Annotated in this window: 17 protein-coding genes; 14 read left to right on the top strand and 3 right to left on the bottom strand. The window is 64.9% G+C overall.

The window, feature by feature from the left end; all coding sequences use genetic code 11:
- Positions 1 to 126: 126 nt before the first annotated feature.
- The 9 genes from AAFN89_RS09415 to AAFN89_RS09375 all read left to right on the top strand — a co-directional run bounded on the left by AAFN89_RS09415 (position 127) and on the right by AAFN89_RS09375 (position 7,908).
- Positions 127 to 936, top strand: a complete 810-nt coding sequence (locus AAFN89_RS09415; protein WP_347538361.1) for a response regulator — start codon at positions 127 to 129, stop codon at positions 934 to 936.
- Positions 937 to 1,095: 159 nt separating this feature from the next.
- Entirely contained in the window at positions 1,096 to 1,308 is a 213-nt protein-coding gene (locus AAFN89_RS09410) for a hypothetical protein (RefSeq protein ID WP_347538359.1), read from the top strand.
- A gap of 178 nt (positions 1,309 to 1,486) precedes the next feature.
- Complete coding sequence (locus tag AAFN89_RS09405; protein WP_347538357.1) at positions 1,487 to 1,891, top strand: Fur family transcriptional regulator; 405 nt, start codon at positions 1,487 to 1,489, stop codon at positions 1,889 to 1,891.
- Positions 1,869 to 2,132 carry a hypothetical protein gene (locus AAFN89_RS09400; RefSeq protein ID WP_347538355.1) on the top strand — a complete coding sequence of 88 codons (264 nt, stop codon included), beginning with the start codon at positions 1,869 to 1,871 and terminating at the stop codon, positions 2,130 to 2,132. Before AAFN89_RS09405 ends, AAFN89_RS09400 begins: the two co-directional genes overlap by 23 nt.
- Positions 2,133 to 2,357: 225 nt before the next feature.
- Positions 2,358 to 3,152 carry a DUF459 domain-containing protein gene (locus AAFN89_RS09395; RefSeq protein WP_347538353.1) on the top strand — a complete coding sequence of 265 codons (795 nt, stop codon included), beginning with the start codon at positions 2,358 to 2,360 and terminating at the stop codon, positions 3,150 to 3,152.
- The gene (locus AAFN89_RS09390; protein WP_347538351.1) at positions 3,149 to 4,438 is read left to right on the top strand and encodes a GDSL-type esterase/lipase family protein; all 1,290 of its coding nucleotides are present in this window, start codon (positions 3,149 to 3,151) and stop codon (positions 4,436 to 4,438) included. Before AAFN89_RS09395 ends, AAFN89_RS09390 begins: the two co-directional genes overlap by 4 nt.
- Positions 4,439 to 4,471: 33 nt before the next feature.
- Positions 4,472 to 5,881 carry an MBOAT family O-acyltransferase gene (locus AAFN89_RS09385; RefSeq protein WP_347538349.1) on the top strand — a complete coding sequence of 470 codons (1,410 nt, stop codon included), beginning with the start codon at positions 4,472 to 4,474 and terminating at the stop codon, positions 5,879 to 5,881.
- 10 nt (positions 5,882 to 5,891) lie between these two features.
- Positions 5,892 to 6,158 (top strand): hypothetical protein, encoded by a 267-nt coding sequence (locus tag AAFN89_RS09380; protein WP_347538347.1) that lies wholly within the window; start codon positions 5,892 to 5,894, stop codon positions 6,156 to 6,158.
- Positions 6,159 to 6,228: 70 nt separating this feature from the next.
- Positions 6,229 to 7,908: a thiamine pyrophosphate-binding protein gene (locus tag AAFN89_RS09375; protein ID WP_347538345.1), complete on the top strand. Its 1,680-nt coding sequence runs from the start codon at positions 6,229 to 6,231 to the stop codon at positions 7,906 to 7,908.
- Positions 7,909 to 7,912: 4 nt separating this feature from the next.
- Here the strand turns inward: AAFN89_RS09375 and AAFN89_RS09370 are convergent, their stop codons facing one another.
- The 3 genes from AAFN89_RS09370 to AAFN89_RS09360 all read right to left on the bottom strand — a co-directional run bounded on the left by AAFN89_RS09370 (position 7,913) and on the right by AAFN89_RS09360 (position 10,033).
- The gene (locus AAFN89_RS09370; protein WP_347538343.1) at positions 7,913 to 8,800 is read right to left on the bottom strand and encodes an EamA family transporter; all 888 of its coding nucleotides are present in this window, start codon (positions 8,798 to 8,800) and stop codon (positions 7,913 to 7,915) included.
- A 110-nt stretch (positions 8,801 to 8,910) separates the two neighbouring features.
- Positions 8,911 to 9,357 (bottom strand): hypothetical protein, encoded by a 447-nt coding sequence (locus AAFN89_RS09365; RefSeq protein ID WP_347538341.1) that lies wholly within the window; start codon positions 9,355 to 9,357, stop codon positions 8,911 to 8,913.
- Between the two features lie 73 nt (positions 9,358 to 9,430).
- Entirely contained in the window at positions 9,431 to 10,033 is a 603-nt protein-coding gene (locus AAFN89_RS09360) for an SCO family protein (protein ID WP_347538339.1), read from the bottom strand.
- Between the two features lie 530 nt (positions 10,034 to 10,563).
- Between AAFN89_RS09360 and AAFN89_RS09355 the strand changes: the two genes are divergently transcribed.
- The 5 genes from AAFN89_RS09355 to AAFN89_RS09335 all read left to right on the top strand — a co-directional run bounded on the left by AAFN89_RS09355 (position 10,564) and on the right by AAFN89_RS09335 (position 16,709).
- A complete protein-coding gene (locus AAFN89_RS09355) occupies positions 10,564 to 11,964 on the top strand; it encodes a CRTAC1 family protein (protein WP_347538337.1) in 1,401 nt (466 codons plus the stop codon).
- 199 nt (positions 11,965 to 12,163) lie between these two features.
- Positions 12,164 to 13,219 carry a hypothetical protein gene (locus AAFN89_RS09350; protein ID WP_347538335.1) on the top strand — a complete coding sequence of 352 codons (1,056 nt, stop codon included), beginning with the start codon at positions 12,164 to 12,166 and terminating at the stop codon, positions 13,217 to 13,219.
- A 95-nt stretch (positions 13,220 to 13,314) separates the two neighbouring features.
- Positions 13,315 to 14,313 carry an N-acetyltransferase DgcN gene (gene dgcN / locus AAFN89_RS09345; protein ID WP_347538333.1) on the top strand — a complete coding sequence of 333 codons (999 nt, stop codon included), beginning with the start codon at positions 13,315 to 13,317 and terminating at the stop codon, positions 14,311 to 14,313.
- Between the two features lie 5 nt (positions 14,314 to 14,318).
- Positions 14,319 to 15,302: an N-acetyl-D-Glu racemase DgcA gene (gene dgcA, locus AAFN89_RS09340; RefSeq protein WP_347538331.1), complete on the top strand. Its 984-nt coding sequence runs from the start codon at positions 14,319 to 14,321 to the stop codon at positions 15,300 to 15,302.
- A gap of 156 nt (positions 15,303 to 15,458) precedes the next feature.
- Positions 15,459 to 16,709, top strand: coding sequence for an adenylate/guanylate cyclase domain-containing protein (locus AAFN89_RS09335; RefSeq protein ID WP_347538329.1), 1,251 nt, complete (start codon positions 15,459 to 15,461; stop codon positions 16,707 to 16,709).
- Positions 16,710 to 16,717: the final 8 nt, after the last annotated feature.

Raw genomic sequence — 16,717 nt, 5'->3', positions numbered from 1 at the left:
GCTTGTGACATATCTGTGATCGCTCTTTGATTCCCTTACGAAATAAGCGAGGCTTCCCACCTGTCTGCTGACCTGAGCCGGTCGCGCCTCTAGACGGCGCCGAGCGCCATGCGAGGAGACAAGGATTTGCCTTCGACTTCCGAGACCATCAAAGCTTACCTGCCCTATCTGCGCCGCTACGCCCGGGCGTTGACGGGGTCGCAGGAACATGGCGACGCCGCCGTGCGGATGTGTCTGGAAACCGTCCTGCGACAGGGTGATTCACCTTCTATCGGGGGCGATGTCCCCGCCTCGCTCTACCGGCATCTCCATGAAGTCTGGGATCGGCTGGGGGCGGATCGTCCGGCTTCGGTCCACGATGTCTCGGAAGGAAGGCGGCAGTTGCGCCGCTGTCTTGCCGAGTTGCCGCCGCTGGAGCGGCGGGCGCTGCTGCTGTCTTCGATGGAAGGCTTCTCGACCCTTCAGGTCGCCCTGATCCTGGGCGTGTCCGAAGCGGAGGTTGAGGATTTCCTCAACCATGCGCGGGAACAGCTATGGCGCCAGACCGCCGCGGAGATCCTGGTGATCGAGGACGATCCCATCATCGCGCTCAGCAATGTCGAGATCGTGGAGGATCTGGGCCACAAGGTCGTCGGCGTCGCGGCCCGCCGGGCCGAGGCGATCTCGCTCGCCGCGCGGACGGCGCCGACGCTGGTTCTGGCGGATATCAAGCTGGACCAGGGCGACGACGGCATTGATACGGTGCGGGAGATACTCCGCCATATCCGCGTCCCCGTCATCTTCGTCACCGGACATCCCGAACGTCTTCTGACGGGCCAGGATGTCGAGCCGGCCTTCGTCATCACGAAGCCTTTCGATCCGGAGACGCTGAAGACGGCGATCAACCACGCGCTCAGCCTCCACGGCCCGCGACATCTGGCCGCGCTTTCGGCCTGAACCGGCAAGGCTGGTCTTTCGCGGCTGCTCCAGCCGGCCCCTAAGCCTCGAAAAGGTCACGGTTTTGCCGATGGTGCGCTGCACCATCGTCATTGCCGTGCAACACTCCACCCCCTATATTCGGGGGCAGTGGTAACCACGAATTCTTTGGAGACATCAATGTCCCGCGACGCTTTCGTCGAAGCTGGCGCTTTAGCCCTCTACCGTTCCGAGATGTGCCATCGGGTGGCGGAATTCGAGAAGACCCAGGATTCCGCGGCGCTGATCGCCAATGATTTCGCGGATTTCCGCGCCAAATACGTCCGCAAGTTCCAGGACATCGTCGAAAGCCTGGAGAGCCAGGGCCTGGTCGTCGAATCCCGCGCGGCCTGACGTTTCCTAATCTCTCCCCATCGCGAAGCCGCCGCCGGGCCAGGCCCGGGAAGGGCGGCTTCGTCATGTCGGGGCCGTAGATCACGATGGCGGCTTTGACGGGAGGATCTTTTCCGATATCCTGCTGCGACGTAATCGGAAGGAAGGCCCTCACGGGGGCAAGGGGCAAGGAGGGGTGATGAGCACGCTCGAGCAACGCTGCATCGACGCTGGCATGAAGATGACCGAACAGCGTCGCGTCATCCTGCAGGTCCTCAACAATTCGGAAGACCACCCGTCGGTCGAGACGGTCTACCAGCGCGCGAAGGAGATCGACACGTCGATCAGTATCGCCACCGTTTACCGCACGCTGCATCTTCTCGATGAAATGAACCTCGTGCAGCGCCACGATTTCAACGAGAGCTACTCCCGGTTCGAGGTGAACCTGGAACATCACCATCACCTGATCGATCTGGAATCGGGGCAGGTGATCGAATTCCAGAACGAGGAGCTGGAGAAGCTGAAGGAAGCGATCGCCCGGAAGCTCGGCTATGAGCTGGTCGATCACAGATTGGAACTCTATGGCCGGAAGAAGAAATCCTAAGAGCGTCCTCGTCCGGACTGACGACCGGCGGGAAAGCTGCGGACCGGATACGGGCCTGGACCAGTGCCGGTGCCGGGCGGCGGTGACCCGCGCCTATGCCGGCATGCAGGCGAGCGGCGTGCCGGACGCCGTCGCGCTGGAAGCCGCGACCCGCGTCTATCATTACCACCATCCCGAAGTGGCGATGGTGAAGGCCCATGAGATCGTCGAAACCTGGGTCTTCCGCGGCACCGTCCACTGACCGCTTCCTGACAACGCCCACATAACTTCATCCTGAGCTTGTCGAAGGATGCGGGCCCGCATGGTTCGACAGGCTCACCATGAGGTCGTGAGATCGTCTGTCCCCCTGTTGCTCCCAAGCCACGACTGTGGTCAAAAAATCCCAAGGTAAGAATCTGGATAGGAAGCCGGACTATGATCGGCTTCTTCACGGACGTGCTGACGGTGGGATAGGTAAATAATCGGCATGATGAGCAAGGGGACAGGCGGCCGGCGGCTTCTCGTCGCGGTCCTGGCGACGGCGACGTGCCTGGCGCTGGGGGCTTCGGAAAAGGCGCGCGCGGTAGGTGAGGCGGCGGAGCCGGAAGGGCCGGCCGGCGGCGCGGCTGACGAAGAAATCTTCACCATCGCGGTGATGGGGGATTCCTTCGCCGATGGCATCTGGGGCGGCCTCTACCGGCGTCTACAGCGGGACCCGAAATTCGAGATCCTGCGTCTGGCGAAGAACTCCACCGGCCTGGCCCGGCCGGATTACTATGATTGGCAGGCGGTGCTGGAGGATGTCCTCGCCGACCATCAGGTCGACGCCGCAATCGTGGCGCTGGGCATCAACGACAATCAGGAACTCTACGTCGACGGCCGCCGCCGCTATCTTTTCGCGACGGAGGAATGGGATCGCCTCTATCGGGAACGGGTCGAGGCGCTGATGGGCCGGCTGGTCGAAGCCGAGGTGCCGACCTTCTGGATCGGCCTTCCCGCGATGCGCGACGACGAGCTTTCCGGGGAAGTCAGCCATCTGAACGTGATCTTCGAGGATTGCGCCGGTGAGATCGGCGTCACCTTCATCCCGACCTGGGCGGCGACGGTCGACGAGGAGGGGGAGTTCGCATCCCACCTGAAGGATGAGGACGGGCGGCCGACGCCGATCCGGATGAATGACGGCGTCCATTTCACTGGACAGGGCTACACGATGCTGACGACGCTCGTCCTGGAAGTGATGCGCGGTGAACTGGCGGTGTTCGCCGCGGACGAGGCGTCGTGACCCGCCGGCTACGGGCCCTGGGCCTGGCGGCGGCGCTTCTGGCGCTGGCCCAATGCACGACGCCGCCACCCTCTTCTTCGCCTCCGCCTGCGCAGAGCCGGCTGGACGGGCAGGCAAGGGTGCTGGAGCCTTTCTTCAACGCGCTGGCGGAGCTTGAGGATGGCTCGGCCGATGGGCCGGTGGTCGTCGTCCAGCTTGGCGACAGCCACACCGCCGGGGACCAGTTCAGCGGTAAGATCAGGGAACGGCTGCAACAGCGTTTCGGTAACGCCGGTCGTGGCATGCTGCCGCCCGGCGTGCCGTTCGATTACTACCGCCCGACCGGTGTCGAGGTGACGCAAACCGATGGCTGGCGCATCGCCAACAGCTTCGACCGGGACGATGCCGGCATCTTCGGCCTATCCGGCTTCCGGGCGGAGACCGGCCGCGCCGGCGCGGCGATGGTTCTTACAGCGACCGGCGATGCCGGGTTCGACCGCGCGGCCGTCGACATCCTTCGCCAGCCGGCGGGCGGGGCGCTGATCGCCCGAATCGATGACGGTCCTCCCACCCGCATCGAAACGGCGGGCACGGGCACGGGCTGGATCGACATTCCGACGCCGCCGGACAGCCGGACCCTGACTCTGGAAACGGCGGGGGACGGACCTGTGTCGCTGCTGGGTTGGAGCGTCGGCCGGTCCCGGCCCGGAGTCGTGTTGGACAGCCACGGCATCGTCGGCGCCACCGTCAATGTCGTCGGTCGCTGGTCGCGGGAAGCCGTAACCGCCGATCTGGCGGCGCGGAACCCCGATCTGGTGATCCTGGTCTACGGCACCAATGAAGGGTTCAATGACGGGCTCGATCCCGCCGCATACCAACGGGATTTCGCGGCGCGGCTGGATTTCCTGAAGCGGGCCGCGCCGGGGGCGGCGTTCCTGGTCGTGGGGCCTCCCGACGGAAACCGTCTTCCCGAGGGCTGCGCGCGGGAGGGACAACCCTTTTCCTGCACCCCTGAAGCTGCGGCCGGCTCCTGCGCATGGTCGCCGCCGCCGATGCTGGACGAGGTTCGCGCCATCCAGCGGCAGGCGGCGCTGGAGCAGCGGGCCTATTACTGGGACTGGAGCCAGGTGATGGGCGGCGTCTGCGGGACCCATCGGTGGACGAGGCTCGACCCGCCGCTGACCTATGGCGACCATGTCCACATGACCAGTGCCGGCTACGCCCGGTCGGCCGATGCGCTGGTCGATCATCTCATGATGCTCTATGACCGCTATCGGGGCGAGGGCGACCAGATGGCCTCGCGATGATGGCGTTCCCCATCGGCGGCCGATCCTGACCGCATGCTGTTCCCGACGCTCGATTTCGGCCTGTTCTTCCTGGCGGCCTTCGCCCTTTCCTGGGCGCTGCGCGACCGGCTGACCGCCCGCAAGCTGGTATTGCTGGGGTTCAGCTATTTCTTCTACGGCTATTGGGACTGGCGGTTCTGCTTCCTTCTCGCCGGAAGCTCGCTCCTGAACTACGCGGCCGGGCTGGCGATCGGCCGGACGGCGGATCGAAGGGCGCGGCGCGCGATCCTGACGGCGGCGGTGGCGGTCAATCTCGGCGTGCTGGCCTTCTTCAAATATTACGGCTTCTTCCTCCGCTCCCTGAGCGACCTTCTCTTCTCCCTGGGTCTGGAACGCGACCTGCCGTTCCTGGAGATCATCCTGCCGGTCGGCATCTCCTTCTTCACCTTCCAGGGCATCTCCTACGTCGTCGACGTCTATCGGGGGGACGTGCGGGCGGCGCGGTCGCCGCTCGACCTCCTGCTCTACATCTCCTTCTTTCCGCAGCTCGTGGCCGGGCCGATCGTACGGGCGTCCACCTTCCTGCCTCAGCTTGCGTCGAAGCCCGATCCCGACCGCATCCTGGCCGCGACGGGCCTGCTGCTGATCCTGCTGGGGCTGTTCAAGAAGATCGTCATCGCCAACTATCTGGCGACGGGAATGGTCGATCTGGTGTTCCTGGCGCCGACCTTCCACGGCCCCGTGGACCTGACGCTGGGGGCCTATGGCTATGCGATCCAGATCTATTGCGATTTCAGCGCCTACAGCGACATCGCCATAGGCGTCGCGGCCCTGCTGGGCTTCCGCTTCCAGCGCAATTTCGACCAGCCCTACCGGTCGGAAAGCCTGCGGGAGTTCTGGCGGCGCTGGCATATCTCCCTCTCCACCTGGCTGCGCGACTATCTCTACATCCCGCTGGGCGGCAGCCGGGGCGGGCGGCTGGCGACGGCGCGCAATCTGATGGTCACGATGCTGCTGGGCGGCTTCTGGCACGGCGCGGCCTGGACCTTCGTCTTCTGGGGCTTCCTGCACGGGGCGGGTCTGGTGGTTGAAAGGGCGCTGGGGTGGGGCGGCGTCGCCGGCCGCGCCCTATGGCGGCGGGCGCTGTCGGTGCTGGGGGTCTTCCATTTCGTCTGCCTGGGCTGGATATTCTTTCGGGCGGAGAATTTCGGATATGCGGTCGACTACCTCCTCTCCTTCGCCAATCTGGAGGCGCCGGTCATGTTCCTGCGACCGCTGATCCTGGCGCTGCTGGCGCTGGGTGCGATCGGCCAGTTCCTGCCGCCATCGTTGATGCCGCGAGCCGCCACGGCCTTCGCCCGATGGCCGGTCCTGGCGCAGAGCGTCGCGGTCGGCGGCGCGATCGTCGCCATCGATGCGCTGGGGCCCGTCGGCGTCGCGCCTTTCATCTACTTCCAGTTCTAGGGAGGAGTGCATGGACGATAGCGAAGTCATCCATGACCCGGCGCCGATGAAGCTGCGGCGCGTGGCGGCGATCCTCGCCGTCGCCTCCCTGGCGGCGTTGACGCTCAACCCCTGGGCGCTTGTCGACTGGGCGTTCGAGCTGCCGCTGGCGCTGGGGCCGGCGCGGATCCTCCTGATCGACGCCGCGACCGTGTGGGCGGAGGCGGCGGACGCCATCGGGCTGACTGCCTTTCATGACGGGCTGCGGTCGCTGTTCGGCCTGCTTCAATCGGCCTGACTGGCGCGCTCTCCGGCGGTCGTGCTAGACCGCCGGTCATGTTCCGACCTTCACCAGAGGCTCCACATCCATGACCGCCGTTCCCAACCGCCGCACCGGCGCGCAGGCCCTTGTCGACGCTCTCCGCATCCACAAGGTGGACACGATCTTCTGCGTGCCGGGGGAGAGCTACCTGGCGGTGCTGGACGCGCTGCACGATGTGAAGGAGGAGATCAGGCTGATCGTCTGCCGGCATGAGGGTGGCGCGGCGAACATGGCCGAAGCCTATGGCAAGCTGACCGGCAAGCCCGGCATCTGCTTCGTGACGCGGGGGCCGGGCGTGTTCAACGCCTCGATCGGGATCCACACCGCCTTCCAGGATTCCACGCCGATGATCCTGTTCATGGGGCAGGTCGGCCGCGCGGATTTCGAACGGGAGGCGTTCCAGGAGGTCGACGTCCGGAAGGTCTTTGCCTCCACCGCCAAGTGGGCGGCGCAGATCGACGATGCCGACCGGGTGCCGGAGATGGTGGGCCACGCCTTCCACGCCGCAATCAACGGCCGGCCGGGGCCGGTGGTGATAGCCCTGCCGGAGGACATGCTGACCGCGCCCAGCGCCGCTTCCGACATCGGGCCCTACCGGCGGGCCGAGGCGGCGCCGGCCCCTGAGGACATGGCGGCGCTGCGAGACCTTCTGGAGAAGGCCGAACGCCCCTTCCTGCTGGTCGGCGGCGGCGGCTGGGATGAGGACGCCAAGGCGGGGCTGGAGGCGTTCGCCGCCGCCAACCATCTGCCCGTCGGCACCGCGTTCCGCCGCCAGGATCATTTCGACAACGACCATCCCTGCTATGCCGGCGATGTCGGCATCGCCATAAACCCGGCGCTGGCGCAGATGGTGCGCGACTCCGACCTGCTGATCGTCGTCGGCCCTCGGCTGGGCGAGATGACGACGGGCGGCTACGGGCTGCTGACGCCGCCGGAGATCGAGGCGACGCTGGTCCATGTGCTGCCGGGCGCGGACGAGCTGGGGCATGTCTATCGGGCCGACCTGCCGATCGTCGCCACGCCCCGCCGTTTCGCCGAGGCTGCCGAGGCCATGAAGCCGATTGCTGAGCCCCGCTGGCGCGCCCGGACGGAGGAGGCGCGCCGGACCTATGAGGCGTGGCAGCGTCCCGACGCCAATCCCGGCGCGGTCCAGATGGGCGAGATCATGGGCTGGCTGCGCGAGAAGCTGCCGGCCGATGCGGTCATCACCAACGGGGCGGGCAACTATGCCGGCTGGGTCCACCGCTTCCATCGCTTCCGCCGGTTCGGCACCCAGCTTGCCCCAACCAGTGGGGCGATGGGCTATGGGATGCCGGCGGCCGTGGCGGCCAAGGCCGTCCATCCTGATCGACCGGCTATCTGCTTCGCCGGCGACGGCTGTTTCATGATGAACGGGCAGGAGCTGGCGACGGCGGTCCAGCACGACCTGCCGGTGATCGTGATCGTCGTCAACAACGGCATGTACGGCACCATCCGCATGCACCAGGAGACGCACTATCCCGGCCGCGTCTCCGGCACCGGGCTTTCCAATCCGGATTTCGCGGCCCTGGCGCGGTCCTACGGGGCGCTGGGCGAGACGGTGGAAAAGACCGAGCAGTTCGCGCCGGCCTTCGAACGCATCCTGGCGTCGGGCAAGCCGGGGCTGATCGAGGTCCGGATCGATCCGGAGACGATCACCACCCGCACGACCCTCACCCGCATCCGCGAAACCGCGCTCGCGCGGTAGAGGCTCAGTCCGCGCCCGCGCTTGCCGCCATCGGCGGCGCGGGACGGGGCAGGACGGTCAGCGCCAGCCCGGCGAAGACGAGCGCGGCGGCGATCAGCTTCGCCGTCGTCAGCTCTTCGCCCAGGAAAAGGGCGGCGGAACTCATCCCGAAGATCGGGACCAACAGGCTGAAGGGCGCGACCAGCGTGGCGGAATAGGTCCGCAGCAGATAGCCCCAGAGCCCGAAGCCCACCACGGTAGCGACGATGGCGACATAGGCCAGCGCGCCCGCGCCGATCAGATCGATCGATATCAGCGCCGCCGACATCGCCTCAGGGCCCTCCAGCCACCAGGACAATGCCAGCAGCGGCAGGGGAGGCACCAGGCTGACCCAGACGATCAGCGCCATCATGTTGGGCGGGCGCGCGACCTTCATCGCGATGTTGGACAGGCCCCAGGCTGCCGCCGCGGCAACCGTCAGCGTCAGGCCGGCGAAGGCGCCGTCGATCGGCAGGGACGAGGCGATGAGGCCGACGCCGGCAAACGCGATGACCATGCCCGCCACCTGCGTCCGGCGCGGCCGGTCGCCCAGCAGGAAGATCGCGAAGATCGCCGTGAAGAAGGCCTGCGTCTGGAGGACGAGGGAGGCGAGGCCGGCCGGCATGCCGATGTAGATCCCGACAAATAGCAGGCCGAACTTCACCACCCCCAGCATGAATCCGATGATGAGGATCCAGCGCCAGGGCACGCCCGGCCTTCCGACGAAGAAGATGAAAGGCAGCGAAGCGGCCATGAAGCGCAGGGCGGAGAAGAGGAGCGGCGGGAATGCGTCCAGCCCCACCTTGATCATCACGAAGTTGAAACCCCAGATCGCCGTGATCAGGATGGCGAGGGCAATATCGCGCGCTGACATTGTGGTTGCTTCCGTCGGAGGGACGGAACAGCGTTTCAGGCGCTACCCGCCGGCGCAAGCGCGGACTTGTCGGGTGACAATCGGAGATGGCGGCGCCGAGTTGGGATGTGTCAGTTCGCGGCGACGGGCGCGCCGCCCAAGCAGCTCTGGACGATGTAATAGCACTGGCCGTAGCGGGAGCCGATGCCGGGCACGGTGTTGTAGGTGATGTTGGAGACGATTCCGTTTTCCAGCGTGAAGGTCGCCTCGCACATGTCGGAATGGATGTCGGTTCCGAACGGGATACCGATGCCGGTGCCGAAATGGCCCGTCCCGCCGAAAACGCCGACGCTGGCGCTGGGTGTGGAATAGAGCCGCTCGCTCTCATAGGTGAAATAATCCCGGTAGCCGTCGCTGCGTGAGCGGTCCGGAACGCCGGCGCAGGACAGCAGCACCTCTTCCGGCATGCCGATCAGCGCCGTGCGCGCGATCTCCGCCTGCTGGGCGCGCGAATTGGCGCAACCTGCAAGGCCGATCGCGAGAAGGGCCGCCATTGCGGCGCGGGCGGGAATGGACATGAGGTCACCTCCGGAAACGGTTGCTTTCACCTTAAACACCGATCCTGGAGATTCTGGGGCAGGCATGCGCCTGTCAGGCGTCCAGATGATTTCCGATGGTCGCCGCCATGTCGTCCGCGGAGGTGCCGTAGGGGAATATCTCCACCGTCGTTCCCTCCGGATCGACCAGATAGATGAACGCCGAATGGTCCATCAGATAGTCGTCGGTGCCTTCGGTCTCCACCTTCTGATAATAGACCCGGTAGGCGTTCGCGGCCTCCGCCACCTGTTCCGGCGTGCCGGTCAGGCCGACGAAGCGGTCGTGGAACAGGCCGACATAGGCGTCCAGCTTCTCCGGCGTGTCCCGTTCCGGATCGATGGTGATGAAGATCGGCTGAACCTTGGCCGCGTCTTCTTCCTCCAACAGGTCGAGCGTCACCGCCATCTGCGACAGTTCGGTGGGACAGACATCCGGGCAGAAGGTGAAGCCGAAGGCGATGAACTTGTACTGGCCGGGCCAGGATTCCTCGGTCACCGTCGCGCCCGTCTGGTCGACCAGTTCGAACGGCCCGCCGACCGACGCCAGCGCCGCATTACCCGGGCTGCTGGCGTTCCGGATCTGCCACCAGGCGATGCCAGCCGCGAGGATCAGCGTCGGGATGGCGAGCAGGGCTATGCGGGCGACACGCTTCTTCATGGGAGACCGGCTGTGGCTGGGCGTTCAAGGGTCGTGAGCCGATAATATGAGATCGGACGATCGGCGGTATAAGGCCGATCGACGCACCCTAGTGTTCCGATGCTGACGGATGGTTCCCATCCGTCGGCTGAATCGGAACACCAACTTACCGAATCTAGTGCGATTCAGCTTTCAACGCCTGGGAACCAGGCGTTGAAACCATCGCACTAGAGAACGGCGGAAGGATGACCAGCTACGGAACGGACGGCCATGACCGGCGTCAAGGACGCTCAGCGGAAGCCGAAATAGCCGCCGCCCAGGACGATGATCAACACGATCACGATGATTATGATGGTGGTATTGGACATGTGCGCCCTCCCTTGCGGCTCCGCCTTCTATTTCTGCATCGGATAACGGTTCCGGTCGCGGCGGGGTTCCTCCGCTCGGTCCGATCCGGCGCAGATAGGTGAGGCTGGGCATTGTCAGCCGATCCCATAGTGCGTCATGCTTCGATGCTTGGACTTCTGACCGCAGTTCGATGAGGTCGGACCATGTTCTGTGACATCGCCGCCAAGATCGCGGGGAACCCGCCGCAGCTCAACTACGGCGTCGCCGTCGCCGACATCGATCGTGACGGCGCATTCGAGATCATTGTCGCCGGCTTCGGCTGCCCCAGCCAGGTTCTGAAATGGGACGGCGAGGCGCTGTTCGACATCGCCGACGCCGATCTGGCCGATCCCGGGCGGCAGTCGATCGGGGTGGCCGCCGCCGATATCGACGGCGATGGGCGGGAGGAGATCTATATCCTCAATACCGACACCTTCGCCGGCCCGAAGCGATTCGGCGACCGGCTGTTCCAATGGCATGGCGGCTGCTGGCGCGACCTCTTCGATCTGCGGGAGAACAGGGGCGTCCGGAACATCACGGCCGGACGATCGGTCGCCTGCATCGATCGCGGCGGCAACGGGCGCTACGGCTTCGTCGTCGCCAATTACGGCGGTCCTTTCCGGCTCTATGAGATGGCCCCCGGCGACCGGCTGGCCGACGCCGCGGCGGAGGCGGAGATCAACGGCATCACCGGCGGGCGGAGCCTGACCTGCCTGCCAATCGTCAGCGACCGGATGGACATCTTCGCGGTCAACGAGAATGGAGCCAACTTCCTGTTCCGCAATGACGGTGTGGGCCGGTTCGACGAGCTGGCGCTGGATCTGGGGCTGGGCGACAGGCAGTGTCACGGGAGGGGCGTCACCGCGCTGGACGCCAATGGCGATGGGCTGTTCGATCTGGCCTACGGCAATTGGGAAGGCCCGCACCGGCTGATGATCCAGGGCGCGGACGGGACGTTCCGCGACGGCGCGCCGGAGGATTACGCGCTGCCGTCCCGCGTCCGCACGGTGATCGCGGCCGATTTCGACAATGACGGGTATGAGGAGATCTTCTTCAACAATATCGGCCAGCCCAACCGGCTGTTCGGCTGGCGGCATGGCGACTGGCGGCGGATCGACATCGGCGCGGCCGCCGAACCGCGCGGTCTGGGCACCGGCGCGGCGGTGGCCGATATCGACGGCGACGGCGTTCTGGAACTGCTGGTGGCGCATGGCGAGGCCGGCGCGCAGCCCCTGACGCTCTACAAGGCGCGTCCCAACAACCATGGCTGGCTGAGGGTCCGGCCGCTGACGTCTTCAGGTGCGCCGGCGCGAGGGGCCGTGGTGAGGTGCCGTGTCGCCGGGCGGACGATGATCCGCGCCATCGACGCCGGCAGCGGCTACCTCTGCCAGATGGAGCCAGTGGCGCATTTCGGGCTGGGGACGGAAACCTCCGTCGAAAGCATCGAGATCCGCTGGCCCGACGGCGCGCGGCTGCATATCGAGAATCCGGCCACGGGCGGCGAACTGCCTGTCTCCCATCCCGGCACGGTGGGCGCGGACGGCCCGCCCAAGCGCGCCCGCTGACCGGCTCTATTCCAGCGCATGGACGAAGCGCAGCATCCGCCGTTCGTGGATCGTCAGCCAATGGATAATCATCCTTCGATCGGGGATTGTAGTGGGAGCGAGTCGATCATATTGTCGGAATGTGTGTTGAAGATGTTTTGCCGCGTACTGGAAATAGCATTGTTGTCGTAAATTTATTTCTTATTGCGGGGATTAGATAATGCGCAATGACCTGAAAGTGTCCGATCTTAGAAATGGCGACATAGTCATTTGGAAGATGGAAGGTTCTGCTGCTAGTCATGTCGAGATTTACACCGGCTCTTCGCATTTTGCGAGCACCTCCGTTCATGCAGTTAACAATCCTGAAAAGGCCATGACCAAAATCATGGCGAATAGTTTCCGGGGCGCGTTTTTTAAACAGATATTTAGAATGAAAGGGAGGCCGCAACATCTCCGGCGTTCGCTGAGACAGGTGAATCGCTGGGCAAGATTTGAATCGCCCTATGATAAATTCAGGATCGACCTCAAGACGAAATTCCGTAATTCCACTACCTCGAAATTTGGAAATGAAGGCGCAAAGCATGTGCTCATGCAGCAGCTTTTTCATGAGCAAGGCTGTTTTCGCGCCATCAAGTTCGCGGCCCGTAGGCGTCAAATCATGTGCTACCCGGGCGACGATGAGAGTTTCACGGGAAGAGGCGTCACCTGCTGTATGTTCGCGATTCTTTGTTACCAGGTCGCGGGATTGGTCAACTACGTCACGCCGATAGAATCCAATGATTTTGATCTGCGGGTTTCCGATAAGAAAATGACTGAATCCGAGTTAAAAAATTTAGTTAAGCTAATGAAAAAGAAGCCGAACAACATAGATATTCAAGCATACAAGAGATATATAAGCAAATTGCATTCTAAAAATCCATACGATATAGATTGGAAAAGCCTCGGTGAGCCCCCGATGTTGAGAAATGGAGGGGGTCGCCCAAGATCGAGCGACTATTCATTTTTGCCGTCACTTAACTTTTGGAAAGATTCAAGTCAGCCAATTACAACGCTCGATTGGGCCCAGGTAATCACCCCAGGCCTGATGCTGGATGCAAAAATCGCGAATCCGGAAGACCTGTTCCGCGCTTTATCCTTTGATGTCTCCAACTGGAGGCATGTCGGGTCGATGGCCCAGGAAAATGGACAGGCGCCCAGCGAAGAAGAGAAAGCCCTTTACCAAGGACAGTTGAGGGCTTACGCGGAGAAGGCGGAGGCGCGGCGCGGACGATATTAGAACGGTCGTCGGTGTTTTGCGCTTCAACGGGCATGATTCGGATGAACCAGGCTACGTTCCCTTGTCGCTCCCCCCTCTCCCAGGAGTTTCCTTCCGTGGCGATTCAGCACCCCTATCTGATGTTCCTCGGCGACGCCCCCGACCAGCTTGCCGCCAAGACCGCGAACGGAGTCGCGCAATGGCGGCGCGACTGGTGCCTCGGGCAGTTGCGGCTGGAAGGATGCAAGGCGGACCTGAAGCTGCCGAACATGACGCTGGAGGAAGCCGCCGAAAAGGGCGTGAAGACGCTGGTCATCGGCGTCGCCAATCGGGGCGGCAGGATCGCTCCGCACTGGCAGGACACGATCCTGCGGGCGCTTGATCTGGGCATGGATGTCGCGTCGGGCCTGCACAACAAGGTGGCAGCGCTGCCGGCAGTGGCGCAGAAGGCGAAGGATCTGGGGCGGAACCTTTTCGACGTTCGTCATCCCGCTCAGGATTTCGATGTCGGCAGCGGCGCGCCCCGGACCGGCAAGCGGCTTCTGACGGTCGGCACCGACTGCTCCGTCGGCAAGATGTTCACGTCGCTCGCGCTGGAGAAGGAGATGCGGGCGAGGGGCTGGAAGGCCGATTTCCGCGCCACCGGCCAGACCGGCATCTTCATCGCCGGGTCGGGCGTTTCGGTCGACGCCGTGATCTCCGACTTCATCTCCGGCGCGACGGAATGGCTGTCCCCGGCGAACGACGAGGATCACTGGGATCTGATCGAGGGTCAGGGATCGCTGTTCCACGCTTCCTTCGCCGGCGTCTCCATGGGGCTGCTGCACGGCGCGCAGGCGGACGCGCTGGTGATGTGCCATGAGCCCGGACGTCCGCACATGCGCGGCCTGCCACACTACAAGCTGCCGGACATCGCCGACTGCATCGCGCTGACCGAACGGTGCGCGCGGCTGACCAACCCGAACGCCAAGGTGATCGGCTTCGCCTGCAATACCTCGGCCCTTTCGGAAGAGGAGATGAAGCGTACGCTGGGCGAGCTTTCCGACACGTACGGGATGCCGGCCGTCGACCCCGTACGCACCGGGGTCGCCGCCATCGTCGACCGGCTGGCCTAACGATCATGGCGCGGAAAATCTCAATCGCCCGGGAATCCTGGCCGATCCAGGGGACCTTCACCATCTCCCGCGGCAGCAGGACGGAAGCGTGGGTCCTGACCGTGACGATGGAAGAGGACGGCGCGGTCGGGCGCGGCGAATGCGTACCCTATGCCCGCTACGGGGAAAGCCTCGACAGCGTCACAGCCCAGATCGAAAGCATCCGGGCGGCGCTGGAGGCGGGAATGGACCGGGCGGCGTTGCAGGATGCCCTGCCGGCGGGCGCGGCCCGAAACGCGGTCGATTGCGCGCTGTGGGACCTTGAGGCCAAGCGGTCGGGAACGCCGGTCTGGAAGCTGGCGGGGCTGGAGCCGCTGGGTCCTGTAACAACCGCCTATACCCTCAGCCTCGGCAGTGTCGAGAGCATGGGGGAGAAGGCGCGGGAGGCGTCCCACCGGCCGCTCCTGAAGCTGAAGCTGACCGGCGACGGCGATCTGGAGCGGGTGCGGGCCGTGCGCCGCAACGCGCCGGACAGCCGGATCATCGTCGACGCCAACGAGGCCTGGTCGATCGACCATCTGCGGGAATTCGGCGTGTCCTTCCGGGAACTGGGCGTGGAATTGATCGAACAGCCGCTCAAGGCCGGCGAGGATGAGGCGCTGGGTGCCGTCACCTCGCCCATCCCGCTCTGCGCGGACGAGAGCTGCCACGACACGGCGACCCTGCCGGGCCTTGCGGGGCGCTACGCCATGGTCAACATCAAGCTGGACAAGACGGGCGGCCTGACGGAGGCGCTGAAGCTGCGCGCCGCCGCGCGCGCCGCCGGCTTTCAGGTGATGGTCGGCTGCATGGTCGGCACCTCGCTCGCCATGGCGCCGGCGGCGCTCGTGGCCCAGGGCGCGGAAGTCGTCGATCTGGACGGTCCCCTCCTGCTCGCCCGCGACCGCGATCCCGGCCTGCGGTTCGACGGCGCGGAGGTGCAGCCGCCGGAAAGCGTCCTCTGGGGATAGCGGAGGCACGTCGTCAGTGAACGGCTGAGAAAACCGAATTCCATCCTTTTTAAGAATACATCCTATACCGGATGGTAAATTCCGGCGAACTCTGGCATAAGTTCCTCCCGCTGCCCCATGGCGTCTGGCGGTCGCCGCCCGATATAGCACAGAACCATGCCCGATCATTCCGCGCCCGTCGCACCACCGCCCGCCACACCGCCGGCCGGCCCGTCGAACCTTCCGATGTGGTCGTCCTCGCCGGTGATCGAATGGCTCCTCCTGGAAGGCTGGAGGGTGCCTGAGATCGAAGGGCTCCTGAAGCAGGTCTGCGACCGGCTGAACGATGCCGGCGTTCCTCTCTGGCGCGTCTTCTGCACCGTCCCGTCGCTGCACCCCCAATATTTCGGTGAGGCGTTCCGCTGGCAGCAGGGAGAGCCGATCGAGCGCATGCAGGGGATGTGGGACCTCATCGACAGCCCGGAATATCGCGAAAGCCCGATTCGCGTGATCGTGGACGAAGGCGCGGCCGGTATCCGGCGGCGGCTGATCTGTCCGGAAACGCCGCTCGACTACAGCATCCTGACCGACCTGAAGGAGCAGGGGGCGACGGATTACGTCATCCTGCCGCTGGAGTTCACCAACGGGGAGCGGGCGGCGGTGTCCTTCACCAGCAACCATCCCGCTGGCTTCACGACCGCCCACCTGACGCAGTTGAACGATTTGCTGCCCGTCCTGGCGCGGAACATGGAGAATCACTCCCTGCGGTCCACTGCGGTCAATTTGCTGGATACCTATGTCGGCCGGGCGGCGGGATCGCGCATCCTCAGCGGCCAGATCAGGCGGGGCAGCGCCGAATCGATCTATTCGGCGATCTGGTACAGCGATCTTAGGGGCTTCACCACCCTGTCGGAGACCCTGCCGCGCGACAGCGTGATCGCCGCCCTCAACGCTTATCTGGAGGCGATGACGGCGGCGGTGCACAGCCAGCAGGGGCAGGTGCTGAAATTCATCGGCGACGGCATCCTGGCCATGTTCCCGGCGGAGGATGGACAGCCGGCCGGGGAGGCCTGCCGGCGCGCGCTCGCCGCCGCCGACGCGTCGGAGGAGGCGATGGCGCTGGTCAATGAGGGGCGGCTGGCCGTCGACGCGCCGATCCTCGATTACGGGCTCGCTCTCCATCTGGGCGAGGTGATGTTCGGCAATATCGGCGCGGCCGACCGGCTGGACTTCACCGTCATCGGCCCGGCGGTCAATGTCGCCAGCCGGTTGGAACAGCTCTGCAAGGTGCTGCGGCGCCGGCCGCTCTTGTCCAAGGCGTTCGTGGAGGGCTGTGGCGTCGACCAGCCGGTGGAGCCGCTGGGCCGGTACGAGCTGCGGGGGCTGGCCGCCCCCCATGAGGTGTTCGCGCCGTCCCGGAAGGCCTGAGACGCCCA

This window comes from Inquilinus sp. CAU 1745 (assembly GCF_039839375.1).
Taxonomy (GTDB): Bacteria; Pseudomonadota; Alphaproteobacteria; order DSM-16000; family Inquilinaceae; genus JBDOQU01.
Note: the sequence above shows the minus strand (reverse complement) of the source record. Positions and strands in the feature narration are given on the sequence as shown.